Genomic DNA, 23,490 nt, shown 5'->3' with positions numbered 1-23,490 from the left:
ATCACCACTCCCAACCTCCGCCCACACGGAAGGCTAGGTAGTTAGGTAGTTTCATGTCGGCTAGGGAGCCTAAGATTCCACTTGCGGCTGAGCCTCCCAAAGCCACAGTTTGTAAACCCGATTGCACAGAGAAATCCAACACCCTAAACAAGCGGATACCCCCCGTTAAAATCACCCCTTGGTGCAAGCCCGCTTGGGCGACATTGCCCATCGCCCCAAGTTTGAGCGCAAACCACTTCCAGTTAAACATCACCCCACCCCCGATCATTTGGCTACGCTTGTCTAACATGAGCATTTTATTTGAGGTTAAGTCAAAGTCCATCGCTAAATTTAGCCACTTCCAGCGATAACCCAGCCCCAAGCGCACTTGTGGGTCGATGCGCATGTCGGGCAAATGGGCGTAGCGGATTTTGGGAGCGTTTAAATATTTACCCACAAGCCCTAGAGTGAAACCCTTAATGCGGTAAGCCCCGCCCAAATCCAACCCAAAGTGGCTTTGGCGCACCATGTCCTGCATACTGAAAGAAAAATTTGAAAATAAGTTTTGGGCTTGGTTGATAACTTGGTCCACATTACCAGAAATGCCAAGCCCATAGCTCAAGGTGTAAAGATACCTAAAGGTTACACCCACAGAAATGCGCCCCGCTTTTTTTAAATCAAAACCCTTGGCATAGCCAATAGGCACTGAGCCGATCGCTAGAGCCTGCACCCTTGCGGCGTTGTTGGCGTTGGAGGAAAGCAAAGAAGAGTTCAAATATGCACTTTGGGTGCTTTGTTGAAAAGAGATGCTGTTGGCGTTGATTTGTGCCCTGGTGTAAACATTGTTGCCGTCTATAGTAAAAGGGAAGATGAGTTTGTTGTGGCGTGGATCGACCACTGCGCTCGCCCCAGCAAAAAGGCTAGCAAAAACGCCGATGCCAAAAGTCCCAATCCCGCCCTTGATTTTTTTCATTTTGGGGTGGATTTGCACCACGATGCCGTTTTGCGAATCGACATGCAAGCCATTTAAATTCAAAAAGTCTTTAAGGGCGTTGCCGGCATTGACAATTGTTCGTTCATTTGGACCTTGATTGGCGTTTATACTAATGCGACCCCCATCTGCGAGGGTTTGTAGGGTAGAGCTAGACATGAGACCTTGTAAGGATTGGGCGATGGTGTCACTTTGGTTAAAAACTTGCAGGGCATTAGAAGCCAAAGGCAAAATATTTTTCTCCCGCACCCCGACTCCAAAGCTATAGCCTAGCTTACTGCGTGCGTCTATGTCGAGCAACGCAGGGTTGTAATACAGCCCCCAAGCGGAGTTTTCCAGAGCAACGCCCGCCCCGCCCATGCCAAAACTCGTATCCCCCATTTCGCCAAACTCTAAACCCTCCACGCCACTGCAAGCCAAGGCGCACAAAACTAAGGTTTTTTTCACTGCCATCCCTCCCTTCATCAAAAATTTAAGGGGTATTCTAGCATGTTTTCTTTTTATTTATAAAACTATTTTAGAATGATCCGCTCTCTTTTTGAGGATTTTTAAGAAACTGCCACAGCTCTAGCATAACTTGGGGTAAGTAGCTTTTATTCCATTTCTTGGGGTCAAGCAGGTTTAGATGCTTTTCTTGCACCTGTGCCTTAAAACCCTCAAAGTCCGCCACCTCTAGGCTCTCTAATGGCTCAAATGTCAAGCCTGCAAAGCCCTCGTAAAGTTGGTTAAAATCTGCATTCTCTAACCCCAAGAACGCCCCTATGTCTAGCAAGGCTTCCCTCTCTTGATCGCCAAGCACCCCATCGCTGTAAGCAAGCACAAACAAGAGCTCCACCCACTTCACCCGCTTTTTATATTCCCCATGCGCTAGGTTAGAGAGCTCGTGGCAGAGTTCTTCAAGGGGTCTATCGGCTTCTTTGTAAATTCCTGTGAGCAAGTCTAAGTCTTTGTTTTGCACTTGGCTTAAATCCTGCAAGAACACTTGGCTTAGGGCTTGGCTTAAAGGGGTTTCTTTGATATGTTTGCTAAACACCCCCATTAAGTTGGCAAACAACCCTGCTTCGCTGCTTTTGAGCACTTCTAGGGGCGTGGGCAGGGCGTGGGGCTCAGGTGGGCTAAACTCTTGTTTTGTAAGCTCGGGGAGAGTTTTGAGTGGGTTTTTCAAATACTCTTGCAAGGTGTAGTATAAATAGATCAACACCACAGCCACGCCTACAACCAACACCACTTCTAACATCAAAGCAAACTCGCATTGTCGCGTTTTTTAAAATCCCGTTCCGTGACTGCTTGGTTCAAACGTCGTCTTTCTTCCTTCTGTTTTTTTCTTAAGTCCATTTTACGCTCGTAGCTCCTTTTGAGTTGTTGTATGTAGTCCTCCCGTTTTTCTGGGGGCTGGAAAGATATGGGCTTTGTCAGCAATAAAAAAGCTACAAAAAAGAAAATCATGAGGGCTACATCTCCCGAAGTCTCGCCATTGACGATATACCACGCCAAACCTAGCACCATTGCAAAGAAAAGTTTTAGCCCTGTTTTCAACACACTCCTTTATAAGAAGTTAACGGCATTTTTATGGCTCTCTAGCCCCAAAGCTTTAATGTCCCTTTCGCCTAAAGCTAAGAGTATCAACTGGGGTAAGAACAACACACTTGTGCGGTCGTGATCCCTTTGGTAGGCGTTTGAGCCTTGCTCGGCTAGGGTGTCAAACATATGAAACTGACTGAGCGCATCCACCATTAAAAAATCCGCACCCAAATCAATGCCCGCATAGCGGATACGCGCTGACTCTTTAAGTGCCATCTGGCGGTCAATGTCTAGCAAATGGGCGTAGGACTCTTTGGCAAATAGGGGGCTGTGGGTGTGCAGATCCAGCCACCTTAAGAGGGCGGGGTGCTCTTGTGCGCTCTCTTTAAACCACACCGCACTAAAGCCCTTAAAGGGGGTTAGGGGCTCAAGCTGCAAGATCTCTTTTGCCAACAAGTCGTTTAAAAAGACCACTTGTGCCTGCTGGCTATAGCTCAATTCATAGGCGGCAAGGTTGTTATTCACTGCTTCTAATAGGCTAGGCTCGCTATCTAGCAAGGCTTTGGCGTAGGTGGCGTTTGTGTAAGCGTCCTCGTCAGCGCACAGCAAAACCCCCCCGACTTTATGCGCTAGGGCAAGGTTATAGGCGTTGGCGGTTAAAAATTTTTCTAAATCCGCCAAACGCCCCCAATGCCCACCATCAAAGACACAGGGCAACTCCACAAAGTTTAAATGCAACTTTTGCAATAAAAGGCGCGTGCTTGCAAGCAGCGGGGCCAAGTTGTAGGTCTGCGGGTAGGCGGTGTAGAGCAAGTAGGGGGCTTGCTTGCTTATGTCGGGCTTAGAGAAGTTGTAGGCAATGTTGCCTAAGTGCGCCCATGGATTGTTGGCAAGCGGGCATTTAGAGCCATTTAAAAGCATTTGCTGTAGGCTGTAAATCTCTATGTCTAGCGCATCGCTCTTAGGATAAATGCGGTGCTTAAGTGGTACAAAGTGCATCACGCCATGCTGCTTGTCGGCAATGCTGCCTAAAATCTCAAGGCTTCTATGCGGATAGCGTTCCATCAGCCACTTGGCATACAAGAAAAATCCATCCCCAAAGTAACCCGCATGTTCTTTGGGCGTTAGGGTGTTGATGTTGGTGTATTTGGCTAGCTCGGCTCTCTCTTCTTGGGTTAAAAAAGGCGTGCTTTTAAAGAAGTTAGCATAAGGCTCTAATAACGCCTCTTCATTCAACAACAAATCTTGTTTAGCGTAAGGGATGGACAAAGGCTCAAGCACCCATTCTTTGCCAAAGCGGACGATCAGCTCGGCGATCTCTAAGTTTTCAAACACAGCGATTTGGTTGATCTTCAGCCCCAAATGCACGGGGTCGTAGGCAAGATTAGGGATGTTTTCTAGCACCTCGCTTAAACGCCCCTTGGGGTTGTAGCCCACATTATAGAGCACATAGGCGGGGTTGTAATCGCAAGCGGGGTTGAATTTAAAGGCACGGATTTTTAAGGTGAGTAGGCTCATTAAGGTTCTCTCTGTAAAGTGGCGATGACTTCTTGATTTCTAGGGTCGGATAAAATCGCGTCCTTAGAGTTTTGCAGGGCTTCAGCGGTGCTGTCGGCAAAAATCATATGCCCCTCGCAGCGGTTAAACAGCACGACATTCGAGTCGTTTCTATCTTTGACGATGATTTGCACGATCCCCTCTAAAGCGATGCGCACCGTGGTTTCAAAATTGTCGCCCAGCCCCGCTTCAAAGCTGATATGGGCGGGGTCTTTGACGATCTTCAAGCTTTCAAAGGTGTAGCCAGCCAACACAAAGAGCACAAACGCCCCAAAGTCGGCGCGCTGCTCTTCGGGCAGGGGGGGGTCAAAGTGCACATGCTCTAGGGCACAGAAGACGCTAAAATGCGTGTGGATTTGGTGCAAAAAGGCGAGACAATCCAAGCAATGTTGGTTCGTCATTGCCTTGTATCTTTGCAAAATGTCCATTAAAGCAAGTCCTCAAATTCTTTCAGCATTTTCTCCACTTCGTGCATGCCAATTTGCCAAAACTCTTTATCGGCGATGTTAAAGCCAAACATGCCCACCAACTCTTCAGGGCTTTGGCTGCCCCCCTTGCTTAAAAAAGTGGTGTAGGTGTCCACAAATTCTTGTTTCTCTTTGGGCGTTTTTTTCGAGCGGTAAAGCCCAAAAAGGGCGAGGACTAATAACTGCCCGTAGCTGTAAGAGTAGCAGTAAAAGGGCGAATGGATGAAGTGGGGGATGTAGCTCCACCAGCGGGCGTAATTCTTGCTAAGCTTTAAACTCTTGCCAAACATTTTTTCATTCTCTTCTTGCCAAATTTTGTCAAAGTCTTTTGCCTTCAACTCTTCAAAATGATCCCCGCATTGGTGGATGCGCCTTTCAAAATTCGTCATCACCACTTGCCTAAACATAGTGGAGAAAATGTCCTCCAATTTGCCCGCATAAATGCCCCTAAGCTCTTTCTTGTCTAAGTCTTTCTTTAAATTCTCAAACAAGAGCATTTCGCCAAAGACAGAGGCGGTTTCGCTGGTGGTTAGGGGGGTGTTGGTGTTTAAATAGCCCACTTGGCGGCTTAAAGACTGGTGGATCATATGCCCGAACTCGTGGGCAATGGTAAAGGCAGAGCGCCTATTACCCGTGAAGTTTAAAAGTACATAAGGGTGGGCGCTGGGCACCGTGCTGTCGCTAAACGCCCCACCCCTTTTATCCGCCCTAGGGTGTGAATCCACCCAACCCCCCTCAATGCCCTGTTTGACGATCTCGTAAAACTTGGGCGAAAACTCTTGGTAAGCCTTACAAACCAAGTCAAGGGCCTCCTTGTAGCTTAAGGGGGTTTCTTTGGACTCAATGGGGGCGTAGCGATCGTGGTCTTTGAGTTTATGGCCTAAGATTTTTGCCTTGCTTTTGTAGTAGCGGTGCACTAGGGGGTAGTGCTCTTCGACAATCTCGATCATGCTATCTACGCTGGCTTGTGAGATTTGATTACCCAAATGCCTAAAGGTTTCGGGTTTTTCGTAGTGGCGTAATTTCGTGTCGATGTGTAGGTCTTTACGCACCATGTTTAAGACATAAGTGAGCACCAATTCTTGTTTTTTTAAAGACTTGGTGAGTTGCTTTTGCGCTTGTTTGCGTAGTTTTCGATCGGGGTTGTGCAGCTCGGATAAAATCTCTTCTTCGCTGAGCATTTTGTTTTGAAAAGGCATTTTTAGCGAAGTGATGACTTGATCGAATAAATTCGAAAACGCCTCCACGCCCACGCCGCAAGTGGCTAATAGCACCTTTTCTTCAGGCAGGCTCAGCATATGGGGCTTTTGGCGCAAGAGCAGGCGCAAGAAATAGGCGTATTTGGGCGTGGCAGAGATCAACGCCTCTTGTTTCTCGCTTTCTAGGGCGCAAAACTCGTTTTCCACAAAGAGCAAATGCTTGCTCATGTCCGCACATAGAAGTTGGTACTTTGCGTATAAATCGCTCCTTTTAGCGTCTACACAGAAAATCAAAAAGACATAACTCATGGCGCGTGAAATGCCCTCGCTCAAACTTTCATACTCTGCTAAAACACCTCCAAACTTTTCGGGCTCTATGCTGGCAAAAGTCTCGGCATGCTTTTTCTCAAAATCAGCGACTTTTTTATCCCAAGCAGCCAGGTGTTTATCTAAAGCGTCTTGGTCTTTAAAAAGCGCGCTCAAATCCCAGCGGTGTTCCAAATCTTTTGTGTCTTTGCTTCCCACAAATACTCCTTTCAAAAATAACCCCTATTCTAGCATGTTTTGGTCTGTGCTATAATGTTTCTTTATTAAAGTCAAGGGGACACTTTGTCAAAGAGAGCGATTTTAGCGGTGGTGTTGTGCGGGGGTGTGTTTTTGGGTTGTAGTGTGTACCAAAGCTCGGATCCCGACACCACCCCCCCACCCTACAAAAAAGAGAAGCCCAACAAACAAGCCAAAGCGCAAGCCAAAGAAAACCACGCCCTAGAGCAACAAATTGAGCAGCTTAAAAACGCCGTGGCCACCAACGAGCGCAAAATGGACGCATTAGACCACAAGTTCAAAAACCCCCCAAAACCAGAGCCCAAGCCCCAACCACACCCCCAGCCCCCAGCCCATCTACAGCCACAACCTCAACCACCCCCCCAAGTCCAGACCCACACACCACCTCCCCCCCCAGCCTTTAAAACCAAATCCACCACCATACACATAAGCAGACACTTTTTGATAGGCTATGGGGTGAGCGATGTTAGCGCTAAAACCCCTGAAGATGCTAGAGATAGTGCCTATTTCAACGCTAGACGCCAACTCACCTTCGCCCTTTACAACCGCCTAAGCCAAGCTTTGAGCGCATACCATTTAAGATCCGAGCACCTACGCAATGTCTTGCTGTTTACCATTGACAAAGCCATAGACAGCCCCCAAATCTATAAAGAAAAAACCCTAGTCCCCCTCGTCCACTACGACAAGACTTTAATGGTGTTGCTTGTGGATAGCGCGGTGATCGAGCAAATCCGCCAACTCGTGCACACGCAATACCACTTCTCTACCCAGCACCGGCACTTATTTGACCACTTGCTCTATGGCGTGCAAACAGAGTTATTGCACTAAAGTAGGGGTAGCCACGCCCTTCAATCACTTAGCAAGTATTTTTTCGAGCCGCAAAAGGCACTGCCTCAAGGTGTTTTCCTCAACCTGAATAACAATCTCTTTAATAAAAGCTCACAAACATCCTCTAGTTTTGAAACAAAGTTTTCAGCCCCTAGCTTCTCTGTGGTGATTTGGTAATACTTTTTTCAAAGCCAATAAAGTGCCTTTGTAACCTTTTGGCCGCAAGGGTGGTTGGCTGTTGGGTGGTGTGCAAAAAATCAAAAACGGCAACAAGAGCCTCACTAGCTTTAAACACGCCTTTTACTTCCAAGAAATCGGGTTTTTGGCATTACGCCGTGGGGCTAGGCGGCATGACAAACGGCAAAGAAGCCTTAGTTTTTAAAAAAAGGTGATTGAATATCTTAGGAAACACAAAAACGACTAATCCAAAGAATCCTAAACCCTTTTGGCATAAAAATTTATTCTCACCCAAAGCCCGGCTTTTAAGCTTAAGCTTTTTGCAACTCTTGCAAACTCACGGGGGGGTTGTGCTTGAATTTGGAGTACTCAAGCAGGCTTAAAAGCACCTTTTCGACAGCTTTTAGTGTGGTGAAATAAGAGATTTTGTTTTTCAGCACTTGCATGCGGATGATTTTAGAGTCTTCGCTCACCCGGTCGCTGGTGTTGATCGCCATGTCGATCTCGTGATTGAGCATAAAATCCGAGATATTGGGGCGGCCTTCAGAGATTTTCAGCACCTGCACGCTTTCTAGCCCCTCAGCTTGCAGTGCCTTGTGCGTGCCGGTGGTGGCGTAAAGCTTAAAGCCTAGGCTGGCAAACGCACGCATTAAAGGCATCGCCCTTTGCTTGTCGGCATCTTTGAGCGACACAAAGACATGCCCGCTGTGCTTGATGGGGTTGTTGCAGGCAAGTTGGGACTTATAAAAGGCTTCAGCTAAAGTGTAGCCCACGCCCGCCACCTCGCCCGTGCTTTTCATTTCAGGTCCTAGCACCAAATCCGCCCCGTAGAGTTTATTAAAGGGAAACACACTCTCTTTGACAAAGACATAATTTAAAGGCTTGGCTAAAAATAACCCCCCGCCTTTATTTTCTAGCCCCTTCATCTCCTCTAATTTCTGCCCCACCATCACCCCGATCGCCATCGCCGCAATGTCTAACCCAAGTGCCTTAGAGACAAAGGGCACGGTGCGCGAACAGCGGGGGTTGATCTCTAGCACAAAGAGTTGGTTATTCTTGTAGGCAAATTGGATATTCACGAGCCCCAATACTTGCAAGCCCAAAGCGATTTTTTGCGTTTGGGCATAGACTTCGTCTAAAACTTGCGGGCTTAGGCTTGGGGGGATAAAGCAGGTGCTATCGCCCGAGTGGATACCGGCGGGCTCAATGTGCTCTAGCACGCTACACACAAAGACGCTTTGTTGGTCGCAAATCGCATCCACATCAAGCTCTAGGGCATCTTCTAGGAAGGTGTCCATGAGTAGGCTGGTTTCAAAGTTGTAGTTTTCTATGTAGTCTAAACACTCCTCTTTGGTGCGTAAAATCCGCATTTTTGCCCCCCCTAGCACGAAACTCGGACGCAAGATGAGGGGCAACTCTAGCTGGTCTAAACACTCTAGGGCTTGCTCTTTTGAGTTGGCGCATAGCCCTTTAGGGTAGGCAATGTTTAGGCGGTCTAAAAGCTTGTGGCATAAATCCCGCTCTTCGGCAATTTCGATATTTTTAAAGGCGGTGCCAAGTAGGGGGATATGCAAGGCTTCTAAATCTTTGGCAATTTTAAGCGGAGTTTGCCCCCCAAAGCCCACCACCACGCCCATTAAATGCGTCTTCTCTCTTGCCACAATCTCTAGGACATGCTCTAAAGTGATGGGCTCAAAATAGAGCGTGTCGCTGGTGTCGTGGTCGGTGCTGATCGTCTCGGGGTTGTTGTTGATGATGATAGGGCTTAGCCCCATTTTCTTAAGCGCAAGGCTGGCATGCGTCAAGGCGTAGTCAAACTCCATGCCCACCCCGATTTTATTCGCACTTGAGCCAATTAAAATCACCTTTTGGCGGGTGGATTTGGGGGGGTTGTGGTGGCTAGGAAAGGCGGGGGCGTAGGTGCTGTATAGGTAGGGCGTGGGGCTTTTAAACTCGTTTGCGCTCAAATCCACTTGGTACATTTTAGGGTGCAAGTCTAGCACCTCCCTAGCCTCTCTTATCTCTAGCTCGCTTGCCCCTAAAAAGCGGGCAATGAGTGAATCGCTTAAGCCCATGCTTTTAAGCCTAAATAGGGCGTTTTTGTCGCTAAGTAGGGCTTGTTTATCCGCTTCTTTGAGCTCTAATAGGGCTTGCACGATTTCTTGTATCTCGTTTAAAAAATAGGGGTCAAGGTAACTTAGAGCATACACCTCATCTACGCTTAAGTTTTGGGCGAAGGCGTGCATGGCGTATAAAATCCTGTTAGGGTTAGGGCGGCGTAGCTCCTTTTTTAAAAACGCCAAATCTAGGGGGCTTTCTAAGAAGGGGCGTAGGTTTTTAAGGCGGTAATCGCTCTCTAGGGCTTTCATTAGGCTTTCTTTAAAGCTCCCCCCGATGCCCATGACCTCGCCGATGCTTTTCATAGAAGTGCCTAAAGTCGTATCCACTTGGGGGAATTTCTCAAAGTCAAAATGCGGGATTTTGGTGATGATGTAATCTAAAGTCGGCTCAAAACAGGTCGTGCTTTGGGTGATGTCGTTTTGTATCTCCTCTAGGGTGTGCCCTAGTGCTAAGAGCGTGGCGACTTTGGCGATGGGAAATAGGGTTGCCTTGCTGGCTAGGGCTGAGCTGCGGCTCACTCTTGGGTTCATTTCAATCACCAATAAACGCCGATCTTTGATGGCAAATTGCACATTCGCCCCCCCCGTATCCACGCCCACCGCCCGTAAAACCGCAAAGCTGGCATCGCGCATGCGTTGGTATTCTTTATCTGTCAAGGTCAAAGCGGGGGCGATGGTGATGCTATCGCCTGTGTGTATCCCCATCGGATCGACATTTTCAATACAGCACACGATCACGCAATTATCCTTGCAATCGCGCACCACCTCCATTTCAAACTCTTTACAGCCTAATAAACTCTCTTCAATCAAGATTTCATTGATGGGCGATGCCTCTAGGGCGAATTTGGCTAAGTCCCTAAACTCCTCAATGTTGAAGGCAACGGAGCTGCCCTCCCCGCCTAGCGTGAAACTAGAGCGGATGATGCAAGGAAAGCCCACCTCTTTAACCACACTTAAGGCCTCCTCCTCGCTGTAGGCATACCCCCCCTTGGGTAAATCTAGCCCGATACCAAGCATACACTCTTTAAACGCACGCCTATCTTCCGCCTTTAAAATGCTCTCAATCTTTGCCCCTAAGAGTTTAACATGCTTTAGCGCCCCCTCAAAATGCCCTTGTTGGTGCAACTCCACCATGATATTAAGAGCCGTCTGCCCCCCCATTGTGGGTAAAATCGCCTCGATGCCCTCCTGCTGGACGATTTTAAGCACATTGTGCGTGTTGATAGGCTCAATGTAGGTTTTATAGGCTAGGGCTTTGTCTGTGTTGATGGTGATGGGATTTGAGTTTAACAACACCACCTCATAGCCCAAATTTTTAAGCGTTTTAAGGGCAATGCTAGAAGAGTAGTCAAATTCGCACGCCTGCCCTATGACAATGGGACCCGATCCAATGAGTAGAATCTTCTTAAAGTTTTGCATAAGGGGGATTATAGCAAAAGTTGGGGGCATAGCCCCCAAGACAAAGCTAAAATGTAAGGGCTTGAGTGGGCTAGTTTAGTCTGGATACCAGCGGGGGCGTCTAGCTAGGCTATCACAGCCGGAGAACATAAGGGTTGCGTTTCCGACATTTCCGACCTTAGAGACTTTCCAGCGGTCCAGGTTTTGGTTAAAACTTTATGCAATTTTGGAACATATAGCTCATCCCCGCTACATTAGAAGTATCCCAGTTCTCTAAGGGTTGGTTAAAATTAGTGCAATCACAAAACACGCTATACATGCTTGTAATGCTAGAAGTGTCCCAATCACTTAAAGGCTGGTTAAAGTTCTCGCAATAAAAAAACATCCCTTTCATGTTCTCTACTCTAGACACATCCCAATCATCTAGAGGTTGGTTGAAGGTGTAGCAATTCTGAAACATGCTTTCCATGTTTTTCACACTAGACACATTCCAATCGTTTAATGGTTGGTTAAAATTTTCACATCCAGCAAACATCGCTGCCATGTTTTTAACGCCAGTAACATCCCAATCATCTAAAGACTGATTGAAATTCTTACACCCCCTAAACATACCCTCCATGTCTTCCACACTAGACACATCCCAGTTATTTAAAGGCTGATTAAAATTCTTGCAACTCCCAAACATGCTTCCCATGTCTGTAACCCTAGACACATCCCAATTTTCTAGGGGTTGGTTAAAATTCTCACAGCCAGAAAACATTAGATTCATACGCACAGCCCCAGACACATCCCAACGATTCAAAGGCTGGTTAAAACTCTTGCAATTAGCAAACAAGGCTGTCATATTTTCTACTCTAGACACATCCCAGTTATTTAAAGGCTGATTAAAGCTAGTGCAACCAGAAAATGTAGCCCACATATTCACAACTCGAGATACATTCCAATTTTCTAGGGGTTGGTTAAAATTTTCACACCACACAAACAAACACTTCATATTTTCTACCCTAGACACATACCAACTATTCAAGGGCTGGTTAAAGTTTTTACATGCCCTAAACATAGCCTGCATGTTTTTGACATTAGACACATTCCAGCTAGAAATATCATGGTTGAAGTGGGTGGCTTTGTAGAACATGTCCTCCATATTAGTTACATGCGATACATCCCACTCTTCCAGTCCCTTAAAATCTCGGCGTGCAAAGGATTCGGTTTCATCATCTTCATATTCCGTATCCCCATTAGAAAACACAAAACTTAAATCCGTAATCTGACTAATATCAATCTCCCCTAAATGCACGCTCTCATCGGCGACTAATTTTTTCAGCTCCTCTTTGCTCTGAGGACAATATTTTTTAGCCACTTTAGGCGTGGCTTTGGGGGTGGCTGGAGTATTTAAGGCGGGGTGTTCTTTTTAGACTAGCTAGCACCCCCTCTAAATCCAACACGCTTTGCTCTAAGCTAGCTAGAGAGTCTAACACTTCTTTAGCACCGCTGGCTTGCTCTAAGCTGGCTAGGGGTGTGGTAGTTTTAGATTTAATGCGTTTTAAGCTGATTAAAGCCTGCTCTAACTGGGCATCGTCCTCTAGGCTGGCGTAATGCGTGTCTAGGGCTTGGCTTAAATGGCTCAAGGCTTCTACTAACGCACTGAATTTAGCGTGCAACTCTTGTGCCTCCTCTTTGACGCTTGAGCCCTCCTCAAACACCCCCCTAGCCAACCGCCCCGCCCTTTTAACTGCTTTGATCTCTTGCTCTAACTTTTCTAATGCTTGTCGCATGGTTACCTCCTATGTCAAATAATGGGGGGATTATAGCAGAAGTTGGGGGTTGCTTGGGTCTTTGTAGCCATAGCTATATGTTTCGGTTCAGATATTTTTTTAGGATGACTTCTTGTTGTCCCTCTAAAGACTTTATAGTATTTTCTAGGGCGGTGCGTTCTTGTTCGATGTGGGCAGTGGTGTGGGTGATTTGCTCTTGCACTTCTAGGGGTGGGAGGGGGATTTTAAATTCTTTAAAGTCCTCTGTATTGAGGCTTGGGTAAGAGGCTTTAGGCATGCGCTCCTCCATTTGGCGCATTAAATCCGCTGAGAACATAAACAAAAGGTAGAGAAATTTAGAGTTTAGGCCCTCTTTGCCCTGCAAAATGGCAAAGCCCGTAGAAAATAGGGTGTTTGGCATGCTCTCCTCAATGTAGGCAAAACCTTTAAGATAGGGGCGCACGCTGGATATAACCACGCTATCACTAGGGGCTAGACGGCGCGCTCTTGTGGGGAGTTGGTTGCCCGCTATGGGGGGTTTAGATGGATTTTGCCCGTGCCTTTTTCCACGCAATCAATATCGATGTAGCGGTATTCTTGGCTCTCTTGGCTTGGGTTGTGGCTGTGTTGGTTGATGAGACAATGCGCCCCCAATTTGACAAAATCCCACCCACTAGCATGGGGTTTAGTAAGAGATTGTAAAAGCGTGGCTAGAGCGGGCTTAAGCCCTACTTTTTCTAAGGCGTGGGTGAGGAGGGCAAGGCAAGACTCTTTGAGGGTTTTGGCGCGCTTTAGTTTGTCTAAGATTGGCTTAAGTTTTTGCGATCTCTCTCTCTCTCTCTTTGCCTAAAAACTCTTTTAAGATTTCTTGCTCTTGCCCCTCAAGCGCGGCGATCTCTTGGTCTAGGCAGGCGATTTCTTGCTCGATTTGGGTCAATACGCTTATAATTTGCTCTTGTGCCTCTAGGGGTGGGAAGGGGATTTTAAGGCTATAAATGTCGCTGCGGTTAATCCCGGGCACGCCTATGCCTATCTTTGACTTTTCTAGCTCTAAACCTTGCAACACGAAGTAAAGTAGTTTGATGTTGTAGGGCAGCTTTGTTTCCACATAAAAGGTTGTGTCAATAGGGTAACAATCTTTTTCGCTATAGGTTACCTTGCCTGCTGAACCTTTGCGTCCCACGATGATACAAGGGGCTTTGACAAGGTAGGCATTGTGGTAGCCTACAATCCCATTTGAGCCCATTACGGGGTATGCGCCCTCTTTTCTCTTGTTTTCTTGTAGGGCTTTTCCATATTCTAGGCTACACACCTCCCCCAATTTCACTAAGTCCCACCCCCTAGCTGGGAGGCTAGGTAGGGTTTGCACTAAGTTTTTGAGCTCCTCTAGCTTGGGGTCTGTGGGCACGGGCTCAAGGCTCAGGGTGGCTAGGGTCTCTAGGATTTTAAGGGCACTTTCTACCCCCCCCCCCCCCCCATTTTTCGCACCGCACACCCCGCAAGCCTCTAGCACCGCTTGAATCAAGGCTTTATATTGCTCGATACCCATACGCACCTCTTGGTAGCGTTTTTCGATTTTAGCACACTCGGCGATGATGTGCTCTTGCACTTCTAGGGGGGGCAGGGGGATTTTAATCCCCATCATGAATGTTTTACTGATGTTTTTCCTACCACTCACCCCCTTAAACCCCGCCTCTAAAAGTTCCAAATGGTGGCGCAACACAAGATAGGCGTATTTTAAGTGCAAATCGGGGCGACCCCCTCCAAAAATATAAGTGTGGTCTGAGCTGGCAAACTTGCCCTTAGTGTAGTGGATATTGGCACTCCCCCCGTCCCCGATGATTAACGCCTCCATGTCAAAATCGTAGCTCTCGCATTTAGACACTTCTAGGGACGACTTGTAAAAGTCAAAAGCCCCATTGGCATTTTCAAAAGATGCGGGGCGTTTGCCCTTGCCAACGCTCGTTAAGAGTTCCCCCAACGGCACTAGCTCCCACTTGCCCCCCTCAAAGGGATTAATTGCCTCCTCCCACCTGCCCATAAAGAGGGTAACCGCTTCTCGTTTTGGGTTTAAATTAATCACTTTGTCTAAAGTGGCTTTAGAAAAGTCTAACATCTCTCTTAAAGGGGTGCTAAAAAGTTGATACCCTGCGGGGTATTTTTCTAAATAGCCCGATAAATCTTTGTCTAAATCACGCGATAAATCTAGAATAGGAGTGTTTGCTAAGATAGAGCCCATAAAACTTTTAAGTGCGTGGGCGAGTTTGGTGGGGTCGTCTGCGTCTTTGGGGTTATATAGGGGGGTTTGGATGTCTTTAGCCGATTGGAGCTTTTCTAAGGGATCTTTGTTGGCATTGTCTTTATTGTTGGGGTTATTTGAGGCGTTGTATTTAATGCCCTCATCGCCCTTGCGCTTGCTCCAGCTGTAGCCCAAAAACGCCTTCATTCTCTTGTCCTTTTTCTCCTTTTTATCTTTGTCTTTGTCCTTGTCTTGTTGTGGGCTTTTTAACACCAACACCTCCTCACCCTGCACGCTGGCAAAGAGGCGCATTTTCTCTAGCTCTAGGGCGTGGATTTGTTTAAACGCCTCTTGCTCTTGCCATGCTTGTAGCCTCTCTTGGTAGTCTTGGCTTTTAAAATAGGCACTTTGCTTAGTCTTATGGGCTTGTTTAAGGTCTGTGTTAAAAAAGGGTGAGAGCTTGAACCACTCTTGTTTTAGGCTCTCTTGGGGGAGGGGTTTTTTAAAGATTTTGGGTTTGTCGGCATTCAAGTCGTCTAAATACTCTTTAAAGCTTGTCTTAAGCTCTGGGCTTAGACTCTGCTCTTTTAAGAAGACTTTAAAATCCTCTAAAGGGTAACCCCTAAAGGCGCAATACTCTTGTAAAAAGGTGTGTTGCTTGAAGTCATCATCTAGTCTAATGCCCTCCACTAGGGCGTTGATGAGGTCGTTGTGGAATTTTTTGACCTTTTGGGCGTAGAGGATGATGGTTTCCGTGCCCGTGCTGCCAAAGGTACGCGAATTGAGCCTTACAATGCTAAGGATTTTAAAATGCTCGAGCAAGAGGGCGCGGGTTTCTATAAAAAGCTTTTCGCTAGTGGTGTCTAAAATGCTTACGGGCAAGATGAGGGCAAACAGCCCGCCCTCTTTTAAAAAGTGCCCCGCCCGCTCAATAAAGAAACATTCGATGTTATCGTTGTTTTTATAGCTCTTGCTCTCCACACAGCTAGACACTTTAAAGTCTTTGATGACGCTGGCATCTAGGGTGCTTAAAAAGCCACTGACAGAGTAGGGCGGGTTGCTAAGGATCAAATCAAAGCTTTCTAGGGCAAAGTCGTCCTTGTGGGTGGGGGTGATTTTGTCAAGCGCGTCTTGAAAAATGATGGTGGATTGGCGGTTATCGTGGGTTTTGCTGTTAAAAATACAAGCCAGTTTAGAGACTTTGGAGAGGTCTTTGTTTTTCTCAATACCATAGACTTTAGCGTCCTTGTGTTGCACCATAAACTCGCTTAAGAAATGCCCCGCTCCACAGGCAAAGTCGAGCATTTTAGCGGTGGGGGGCAGGGTGGGCAAAGAGTGGATGATGAAGTTGGTGATGGGGGTTGGAGTGAAAAAACGCCCTTCGGTTTGGTGGATGTGGCGGTTTAAAAAGCCTTCAAAAAGGTCGCCTAAAAATTGGTTGGTCTGGCTTTCCATGAGGTGCAGGGATTGGATGAGCCCCACCACCTGCACCAAGACTTTAAAATTTAAATAAAATTCCTCTTCATTCTCCACTTCCACAAAATTAAATTTTTTGATATTAAAGTATTTTTGTTTGTCAAAGAGGGCATCGAGGTCTTTTTTAAATTTGCCCGTGTAACGCTTGGCTTTATCGAAAAGTTTAGCAATTTCGTCTTTTTTAACATTCACCACTTTTTTATTAAAAAGGTTTTCAACTCCCCTTGCATAGAGGTCTAAGAGGCGGTCGCAATAGGCGATGGGGTTGTCTGCTTGTGCCCCTTTGTACATAAATTGCAAATCCTCTTCATTTTGAATCTCATCCACCACCTTACACAAGAATAAATCCACCAAAACATAAAAGCTGTTTTCGTAGTTGCCAATGGAGTGGTGGCGTAAAATCGTGGCAAATTCGTGGTAAATGCGGTTGATTTGGTTGATAGAAACCGCTTTTAAATCCTTGAGGCTGTATTTTTCCTTGCCGATCTGGTAGGCTTGGATATCTGGTTCAAAAATCCCGTTTTCCACATAGGCACTCGAATAGGTCTGGCTCCACACCTCAAAATAATCCTTGGCGTTGCCATTGGCGGGGTCGTCAAAACCGCGCAGTTTCTCACTCTCTTTGCGATCTTCGTTGCGTCTCTTGAGGTGCTCTTGGTTATCCTTGGTGCAAATGAGATACATGGCATGCTCGTTGGCATCCACAAAGGCGAGCAAGCACAGATAGGGGACTTTATGCACGGCGTAGTAGCTGAAAAGTTGCCCCCCGTTTTTTTGCATGTTGTCCCACTCTTTGTTAAACTCCTCCCCGTAGGTTTTATTTTCAATCAGCACGAGGGGTTTAAACTCTTGATCCAAGACTAAAATATCCCCATAGGCTTTTTGCCCATGCCCCACCTTAAAAGTGGGTTCTAAAATGATATGCTCGGGGGCGTAGCCTTTTTCTAAGAGTTTATGCACCGCCACTAAGCAGACAAAATTTTCATTGGAGTTAAAATTGGTGGTGGTGTTGCGATGGATAATAAAGCCCGTGCTAGGATCATCATTGCTAGGGTAGTCGCCCTCTTTAAAGCTTTCATCCTGTGGGGCGTAGGTAATTTTTTTGTGTTTGAAATCTACGCAAATTTGGGCGTTATTGGGGTAATTGCATTCAAAGACTTCGCCCTCGGGTGTTTTAAAGCCTAGAGTCTTTAAGATGTCTTTTAAGTTATGTTCTGTGATCACCAAGTCCCTTTAATTAAATAGGGTATTGTAGCTTAAAGGTTCTAAAAAGGCTTAAATTTACCACCCCCACCCTAAAGCCTAAAGTCTAGCTAGGCGGACGCTGTCCTATTTGAAGCCGCGATCTCCACTTAGAGTCCCCTAACTTTAGTTGTGGGGAGCATGTCAACACCACCCAAGCCCTTTAAGTTTTAGTTTGGATACAAGCGGGGTCGTTTGGCTGGGCTATCATAACAGAGAACATGGAATGTGCCTCTCTAACCTTAGAGATTTTCCAGCAATCGGTATTTTAGTTAAAACGGCTCTAACCGCTAAACATCTGCGGCATATTTATAACATTGGAAGTGTCCTAATCATCCAAAGGTTGGTTAAAGACGCTTACAGCTATCAAACATCCTAATCATCCAGGGGTTGGTTGGAGTTTTTACAATTATCTCATAGTCTCCACACTGGAGACATCCCAGCCATCCAACGATTTGTTAAAATTTTTGTAACCTTTTAGAAATCTTGTGATTAAGGTGTGTAGCGTTGTAAACACATCCCTTATATTCGTTACATGTGAAGTGTCCTATCTTTGGTGCGCTCTTGGATCTAAACTCTGCTATAATGCCCTCTATGTGGGCTTTTAGGCTTTTCATTTTGCTTTTTCTTGTGTGCGCTTTGGGAGCCAAGGAGGTGGACGAGCTAGCCACGCAAGAGGACACCCCCCAAGAGCACACTATCCAAGACCTACACGCCATCCAAAACAGCTTTTTCAACAAAGAGCGCAACGCCTTGGACAACACTTTGTTTATTGACTACAAACTCGGGCAAATGCCAAAACTGCGCCTACGCTACGCCATGGTTACGACCCTCATTTTTAGCGAGCCGATTGCTGAGGTGGTGCTAGGCGATGACATCGGTTTTAGCACCAAAACCCTAGGGCGCAATGTGCTTTTAATCAAGCCCCTAGAAGTGGGCATCGACTCGAATTTAAATGTCATCGGCACAAGCGGTAAAATTTATGCCTTTTATATTTTCTCCACGACTTTTACCAGCCCTAAAAACCCTATTTTAAATGTCTATGTGTCTAACAAGCACTTCTTTACTGACAAACAAGCCCTAAACCAACCCCTAGCCACGCTTGAAAACAAATCCCAAATCTCTACAACCCCCACGCAATTTTTAAAGATCGGCACGGGGGGCAATGTGCTTTTAGTGGATAAAAGCCAAATTGAGAGGGGCTATAAGGTGCTTGGGGGCAAGAGACGGGCGTGGTTTTGTCTGTGGCTGTGTAAGATCGCCTTTAAAGCCCCCATTAAACCCCTTGACATTTTTAACGACAAGCATTTCACTTACTTTAAGTTTGACAGCCACCGCTCCAGCGTGAAATTCCCCGTAGCCTATAAAGTCGTGGATGGCTATGATAACCCGATCAACACCCGCATTGTGGGAGATTATTTAATCGCTGAGGACATCTCCGCCAAATGGACTTTAAGGGAGGGCAAGGTGCACGCTTGTGTGCGTAGAGTCAGCAAAGTCCCATGAAGCCCTTTGTTAAAAAAGCCCTACTCTTTGGGGGTGCTATGGTTGGTATTTTTATCACTTCCTTAATGCTAAACAAGCCCAAAAAAGTCCCCGAAGTCTTGGATTTTAAATCCACCAACTACCCTCTAGCCGACTATCTCTTCACCCCACCAAAAGTTAGCCCACCTAAAGAGAACCCCGCGCTCGCCCATTTGCAAGCCCTCTTACAAGAGAACGCCAAAGAGATCGCCAGCCTAAAGGCACAATTAGAGGAAGCTAAAAAAGCCCCACCACCCCAGCCACAGGTGCAAGAACCCCCACAAGAAACCCAGCCCCCACAAGAGCAAGAGCCCACCCAAGAGGAGCTAGACGCCAAAGACGCTTTAAGTGAGCGTATTCAAGGCTTTGAAGAGCCCCAAGAGCAAGAGATCGATTACGGGGCAAGCCACTTTGAAAATTTAAAAACCCACGACACCGCTACACATGAAAACCGCTTATTACGCACCATCACTGCCGATAAAATGATCCCGGCGTTTTTAGTTACACCCATTAGCTCCCAACTGGCGGGTAAAGTCGTGGCACAAGTGGAGAGCGACATTTTTGCTAACATGGGGCGGGCGGTTTTGATCCCCAAAGGCTCAAAAGTCATCGGCTATTACAGCAATAACAATAAAATCGGCGAATACCGCCTAGACATCGTGTGGAGCCGCATCATCACCCCACAAGGGGTCAATATCACGCTCACCAACGCCAAAGGGGCGGACATTAAGGGTTATAGCGGGCTTGTGGGGCAAATGATCACACACAACTTCCAACGCTATGGCATGCCCTTACTTGTTTCTACGCTCTCTAATGGGCTTTTAATCGCTTTAACTTCTGCCCTTGCCAACAAAACGGGTAAAAATAATCTCTTTGGCGATTTTTTACTCATGCAACTCACACGCCAAACGGGTTTAGGCTTAAACCAAATCATTGCCCAAATCCTTAAAGATAAGAGCAACTTAAAGCCTATTATCATCGTTAGGGAGGGTTCACGGGTGTTTATCTCGCCCAATTTAGACATATTCTTCCCCACGCCAAGAGAGGGGGAGGTGGTGGCTAAGTTTTTTAAACACAGCCCGCCTTAAACAAGCGTTTTTAGCTTTATTATTGTCGGTATATTTGTGGGAATTTTGTATAATACGGCTTTTAATTTGAGCTTGTAAGGATACCTATGAAAGTCTATTTTTTTGCCACTTGTTTGGGGGGGGCGGTGTTTAGCCAAACGGCATTAAATTGCATTAAACTTTTGCAAAGAGAGGGGGTGGAGGTGGTTTTTAAAAAAGACCAAACCTGTTGCGGACAGCCCAGCTACAACTCCGGCTACTACGATCAAACCCGCCAGATTGTGCTCCACAATGTCCGCTTGTTTAAAGAGGACTACCCTGTGATTGTGCCTAGCGGCTCTTGTGTGGGCATGATGGCGCATGATTATTTAGAACTCTTTGAGGGACACAAGGAATACGATGAAGTGAAAAACTTCTCTCTTAGAGTGTATGAGCTTGCCGAGTTTTTGGATAAAAAACTAGAGGTGCATTACACCGACCTAGGTGCCCCCATTAAGGTTACTTGGCACTCTAATTGCCACGCCTTGCGGGTGTCTAAGGTGATTGAAAGTGCGAAAAAAATCATTTCTCAACTCTCTAATGTAGAGCTAGTGCCCTTGCAAAGAGAGGAGGAGTGTTGCGGGTTTGGGGGGACTTTTGCGGTGAAAGAGCCCGAGATTTCTAACGCTATGGTGCAAGAGAAAATCCACGACATCGAGAGCCGCCAAGTGGAGTATATCCTCTCCGCCGATGCGGGCTGTTTGTTAAACATCAGCGGGGCAATGGCGAAGATGAGAAGCAAGACCAAATCTATGCACTTTTACGACTTTTTAGCCCAAAGAGTGGGCTTAGGAGCTTAACATGACACACACACACACCGACCACGATTACGAACAAGTCATCGGCGAAAAGCTAAACGATGCCCAGCTACGCACAAATTTACGCTCCGCTATGGATACGCTCATCCATAAACGCAAAGACTTATTAAAAGAGCGTTACCCCGAGTGGGAGCAATTACGCACTATGGGGCAAAACGCCAAATTAAAAGTCCTATCCAACCTAGATAGCTTCGTGCAACAATTCGAAGAAAACGCCACGAAAAACGGCTTTGTGGTGCATTACGCTAGCACAGCAAGAGACGCCAATGAAATCATCTACAACCTAGCCAAAGAGCGGGGCGTGGAGCGGATTTTAAAGGGCAAATCTATGGCAAGCGAGGAAATCGGGCTGAACCAATACATGAAAGAAAAGGGGATTGTCGCCAAAGAAACGGATTTGGGCGAGCTCATCATCCAGCTCATTGACGAACACCCCGTGCATATTGTGGTGCCCGCCATCCACAAAAACCGCCACCAAGTGGGTAAGATTTTTCAAGAAAAGCTAGGTGCCCCCCTTGAAAGCGAGCCTGAAAAATTAAATGGCATTGCGAGAAAACACATGCGAGGCGAGTTTGAGGGCTTTAAAATGGGGATTTCTGGGGTGAATTTTGCCATTGCCAATGAGGGGGCGATTTGGCTTGTGGAGAATGAGGGCAATGGGCGTATGACGACCACTGCTTGCGACATCCATGTCGCCATTTGTGGGATTGAAAAAATGGTTGAAAGCTTTGAAGACGCATCCATTTTAAACAATCTGCTTTGCCCTAGTGCCGTGGGCGTGCAAATCACCTGCTATCAAAACATCATCACGGGTCCGCGCCAAGAGGGCGAGCTAGACGGGCCTAAAGAGGCACACATCATTTTATTAGATCACAACCGCAGTAACATTTTAGCAGACGAAAAATACTACAGAGCCCTAAGCTGTATCCGCTGTGGGACTTGTCTAAACCACTGCCCCGTGTATGACAAAATTGGCGGACACGCCTACTTGGCGACCTACCCCGGGCCTATCGGCGTTGTCATCACCCCCCAGCTGTTTGGGCTAGACAATTACGCCCACATCGCCAATTTATGTAGCCTTTGTGGGCGCTGTGGCGAGGTTTGCCCCGTGAAAATCCCCTTGCCTGAGCTCATCAGGGACTTAAGGGCGGAGAAAACCCACGAGGGGCGAGGGGTGGTGAGAGGCTACAAGGACACCAAGCACAGCAAATTAGAAGAGCTAGGCATGAAAGCCTTTGCCAAAATCGCCAGCAATGGCACGCTATGGCGGGCTGTTATGGCACTGAGTGGGACTTTTGCCCCCCTTGGCAAGCTTTTCGGGCATTACACGCCCGTGTTGCAAAAGTGGCTAAGATATAGAGAAATGCCTAAAGTGCAGGGCAATTTGCACGCTAAAATTAAAAATTTACCGGGGGTGATTTATGAGTAAGCAAGTGGTGATTGAGCGGATTCAAAACGCCTTAAAACGGCACCCAATAGCCCATGAAAATCTGCCTTACCAAAACATGATTACAGACGCTAAGGCGGACTTAATCGAGCAGTACAAGCACCTACAAGAGCTCAACCGCTCCCAACTCACCGAGTGTGCCAAAGAGGACTTAGCCACAGCCATCCAAGAGGCATTAAAGGGCTTTGAAACCCAAAAACTCTTGTGTGCCACGAATTTACCCTGCTCCTTAGAGGAGCTAGACCCCCAAAATCTCTACACCAAAATCCCCTACGATAAGCCTGTGGAGGACTTCAAACAAGAGATTTTCAACATCGACACCGCCATTTTAGAGGCGACTTGTGGGGTGGCAAACTTAGGCATTGTCGGCATCGCATCTTCAAAATTTGCTCCCCGCCTAACTTCTCTCATCACCCTTAAATGCGTGATTTTGCTAGACAAATCTAAAATCGTGCAGAATTTAGCCCAAGGGCTCGAGGCTCTTAAAAATGCCGGGGAGGGGCGTTTGCCTACCAATATGCTTTTTGTGGGCGGACCTAGCCGCACGGCGGACATTGAACTACAAACCGTCTTTGGTGTGCATGGACCCATGGCAACCCATGTCATCTTATACTAGGAGGCAAATATGCGTTTAGACAAAGGGGGCGTAGCTCCCCAATTTACTCTAAAAAATGCCAAAGGGCAAACAATCCACCTACAAGACTTTTTAGGTAAAGTCGTGGTGCTTTACTTTTACCCCAAGGACAACACCCCGGGTTGCACCATTGAGGCGCAAGACTTCACCGCCTTAAAACCTGAATTTGAGGCAAAGGGGGCGGTGATTTTAGGTGTGAGTGCGGACGATTCTAAAAGCCATTGTCACTTTATAGAGAGTGAAAAATTAAACATTGAACTTTTGAGCGACCCTAACCTAGAAGTGGCAAAGGCTTACGGGGCTTATGGGGAGAAAAATCTCTATGGCAAGGTGAGCTTAGGCATCTTGCACTCCACCTTTGTTATTGACAAAGAGGGTAAAATCGCCCACGCTCTCTACAATGTCCACGCCAAAGGGCATGCCCAAAAAGTGTTGGGGTTGATTTAAGC

Annotated in this window: 20 protein-coding genes; 8 read left to right on the top strand and 12 right to left on the bottom strand. The window is 46.8% G+C overall.

The genetic code is table 11. The features are described from left to right. Nucleotide 1 precedes the first annotated feature (1 nt). From traF to QSJ47_RS04875, 6 genes are all read right to left on the bottom strand, one after another. The gene (gene traF, locus QSJ47_RS04900; protein WP_285602620.1) at nucleotides 2-1,423 is read right to left on the bottom strand and encodes a conjugal transfer protein TraF; all 1,422 of its coding nucleotides are present in this window, start codon (nucleotides 1,421-1,423) and stop codon (nucleotides 2-4) included. A 64-nt stretch (nucleotides 1,424-1,487) separates the two neighbouring features. Beyond that, nucleotides 1,488-2,207: a TerB family tellurite resistance protein gene (locus QSJ47_RS04895; protein ID WP_285602619.1), complete on the bottom strand. Its 720-nt coding sequence runs from the start codon at nucleotides 2,205-2,207 to the stop codon at nucleotides 1,488-1,490. Beyond that, entirely contained in the window at nucleotides 2,207-2,509 is a 303-nt protein-coding gene (locus QSJ47_RS04890; RefSeq protein WP_285602618.1) for a hypothetical protein, read from the bottom strand. The genes QSJ47_RS04895 and QSJ47_RS04890 overlap by 1 nt, the downstream gene beginning before the upstream one ends. A 6-nt stretch (nucleotides 2,510-2,515) precedes the next feature. Beyond that, nucleotides 2,516-4,009, bottom strand: a complete 1,494-nt coding sequence (locus QSJ47_RS04885; RefSeq protein WP_285602617.1) for a DUF5644 domain-containing protein — start codon at nucleotides 4,007-4,009, stop codon at nucleotides 2,516-2,518. Next, nucleotides 4,009-4,476, bottom strand: a complete 468-nt coding sequence (locus tag QSJ47_RS04880) for a hypothetical protein (RefSeq protein WP_285602616.1) — start codon at nucleotides 4,474-4,476, stop codon at nucleotides 4,009-4,011. Before QSJ47_RS04880 ends, QSJ47_RS04885 begins: the two co-directional genes overlap by 1 nt. Beyond that, nucleotides 4,476-6,239: a M3 family oligoendopeptidase gene (locus tag QSJ47_RS04875; RefSeq protein ID WP_285602615.1), complete on the bottom strand. Its 1,764-nt coding sequence runs from the start codon at nucleotides 6,237-6,239 to the stop codon at nucleotides 4,476-4,478. The genes QSJ47_RS04880 and QSJ47_RS04875 overlap by 1 nt, the downstream gene beginning before the upstream one ends. An 84-nt stretch (nucleotides 6,240-6,323) precedes the next feature. Here QSJ47_RS04875 and QSJ47_RS04870 point away from each other — a divergent pair, with 84 nt between their 5' ends. Then, entirely contained in the window at nucleotides 6,324-7,106 is a 783-nt protein-coding gene (locus tag QSJ47_RS04870; RefSeq protein ID WP_285602614.1) for a hypothetical protein, read from the top strand. A 247-nt stretch (nucleotides 7,107-7,353) separates the two neighbouring features. Continuing rightward, on the top strand, nucleotides 7,354-7,488 hold the full coding sequence (locus tag QSJ47_RS04865; RefSeq protein ID WP_285602613.1) for a hypothetical protein: 135 nt from the start codon (nucleotides 7,354-7,356) through the stop codon (nucleotides 7,486-7,488). Between the two features lie 106 nt (nucleotides 7,489-7,594). On the opposite strand, the gene carB is transcribed toward QSJ47_RS04865, so the two are convergent. From carB to QSJ47_RS04835, 6 genes are all read right to left on the bottom strand, one after another. Beyond that, on the bottom strand, nucleotides 7,595-10,831 hold the full coding sequence (carB, locus tag QSJ47_RS04860) for a carbamoyl-phosphate synthase large subunit (protein WP_502875120.1): 3,237 nt from the start codon (nucleotides 10,829-10,831) through the stop codon (nucleotides 7,595-7,597). Nucleotides 10,832-11,009: 178 nt separating this feature from the next. After that, complete coding sequence (locus QSJ47_RS04855) at nucleotides 11,010-12,161, bottom strand: BspA family leucine-rich repeat surface protein (protein WP_285602611.1); 1,152 nt, start codon at nucleotides 12,159-12,161, stop codon at nucleotides 11,010-11,012. 1 nt (nucleotide 12,162) lies between these two features. Continuing rightward, nucleotides 12,163-12,576, bottom strand: a complete 414-nt coding sequence (locus QSJ47_RS04850) for a hypothetical protein (protein ID WP_285602610.1) — start codon at nucleotides 12,574-12,576, stop codon at nucleotides 12,163-12,165. Between the two features lie 73 nt (nucleotides 12,577-12,649). After that, nucleotides 12,650-13,129: a restriction endonuclease subunit S gene (locus tag QSJ47_RS04845; RefSeq protein WP_221272353.1), complete on the bottom strand. Its 480-nt coding sequence runs from the start codon at nucleotides 13,127-13,129 to the stop codon at nucleotides 12,650-12,652. Beyond that, nucleotides 13,084-13,209 (bottom strand): hypothetical protein, encoded by a 126-nt coding sequence (locus QSJ47_RS04840; protein WP_285602609.1) that lies wholly within the window; start codon nucleotides 13,207-13,209, stop codon nucleotides 13,084-13,086. The genes QSJ47_RS04845 and QSJ47_RS04840 overlap by 46 nt, the downstream gene beginning before the upstream one ends. Nucleotides 13,210-13,366: 157 nt before the next feature. Beyond that, nucleotides 13,367-17,494, bottom strand: a complete 4,128-nt coding sequence (locus tag QSJ47_RS04835) for a restriction endonuclease subunit S (RefSeq protein ID WP_285602608.1) — start codon at nucleotides 17,492-17,494, stop codon at nucleotides 13,367-13,369. A 600-nt stretch (nucleotides 17,495-18,094) separates the two neighbouring features. Here QSJ47_RS04835 and QSJ47_RS04830 point away from each other — a divergent pair. The 6 genes from QSJ47_RS04830 to QSJ47_RS04805 all read left to right on the top strand — a co-directional run bounded on the left by QSJ47_RS04830 (nucleotide 18,095) and on the right by QSJ47_RS04805 (nucleotide 23,488). Beyond that, complete coding sequence (locus QSJ47_RS04830) at nucleotides 18,095-19,018, top strand: TrbG/VirB9 family P-type conjugative transfer protein (protein WP_502875119.1); 924 nt, start codon at nucleotides 18,095-18,097, stop codon at nucleotides 19,016-19,018. After that, nucleotides 19,015-20,124 carry a DNA type IV secretion system protein ComB10 gene (locus tag QSJ47_RS04825; RefSeq protein ID WP_285602606.1) on the top strand — a complete coding sequence of 370 codons (1,110 nt, stop codon included), beginning with the start codon at nucleotides 19,015-19,017 and terminating at the stop codon, nucleotides 20,122-20,124. The genes QSJ47_RS04830 and QSJ47_RS04825 overlap by 4 nt, the downstream gene beginning before the upstream one ends. 86 nt (nucleotides 20,125-20,210) lie before the next feature. Beyond that, nucleotides 20,211-20,942, top strand: a complete 732-nt coding sequence (locus QSJ47_RS04820; protein WP_053830054.1) for a (Fe-S)-binding protein — start codon at nucleotides 20,211-20,213, stop codon at nucleotides 20,940-20,942. A gap of 1 nt (nucleotide 20,943) precedes the next feature. Next, a complete protein-coding gene (locus QSJ47_RS04815) occupies nucleotides 20,944-22,389 on the top strand; it encodes a LutB/LldF family L-lactate oxidation iron-sulfur protein (protein WP_285602605.1) in 1,446 nt (481 codons plus the stop codon). Further along, nucleotides 22,382-23,023 carry a LutC/YkgG family protein gene (locus QSJ47_RS04810; RefSeq protein ID WP_285602604.1) on the top strand — a complete coding sequence of 214 codons (642 nt, stop codon included), beginning with the start codon at nucleotides 22,382-22,384 and terminating at the stop codon, nucleotides 23,021-23,023. Before QSJ47_RS04815 ends, QSJ47_RS04810 begins: the two co-directional genes overlap by 8 nt. 9 nt (nucleotides 23,024-23,032) lie before the next feature. Next, nucleotides 23,033-23,488 carry a peroxiredoxin gene (locus QSJ47_RS04805; protein WP_285602603.1) on the top strand — a complete coding sequence of 152 codons (456 nt, stop codon included), beginning with the start codon at nucleotides 23,033-23,035 and terminating at the stop codon, nucleotides 23,486-23,488. Nucleotides 23,489-23,490: the final 2 nt, after the last annotated feature.

It is taken from the genome of Helicobacter sp. NHP22-001 (genome assembly GCF_030270165.1).
Taxonomy (GTDB): Bacteria; Campylobacterota; Campylobacteria; order Campylobacterales; family Helicobacteraceae; genus Helicobacter; species Helicobacter gastrofelis.
This window is presented reverse-complemented; position numbering and strand designations above follow the sequence as displayed.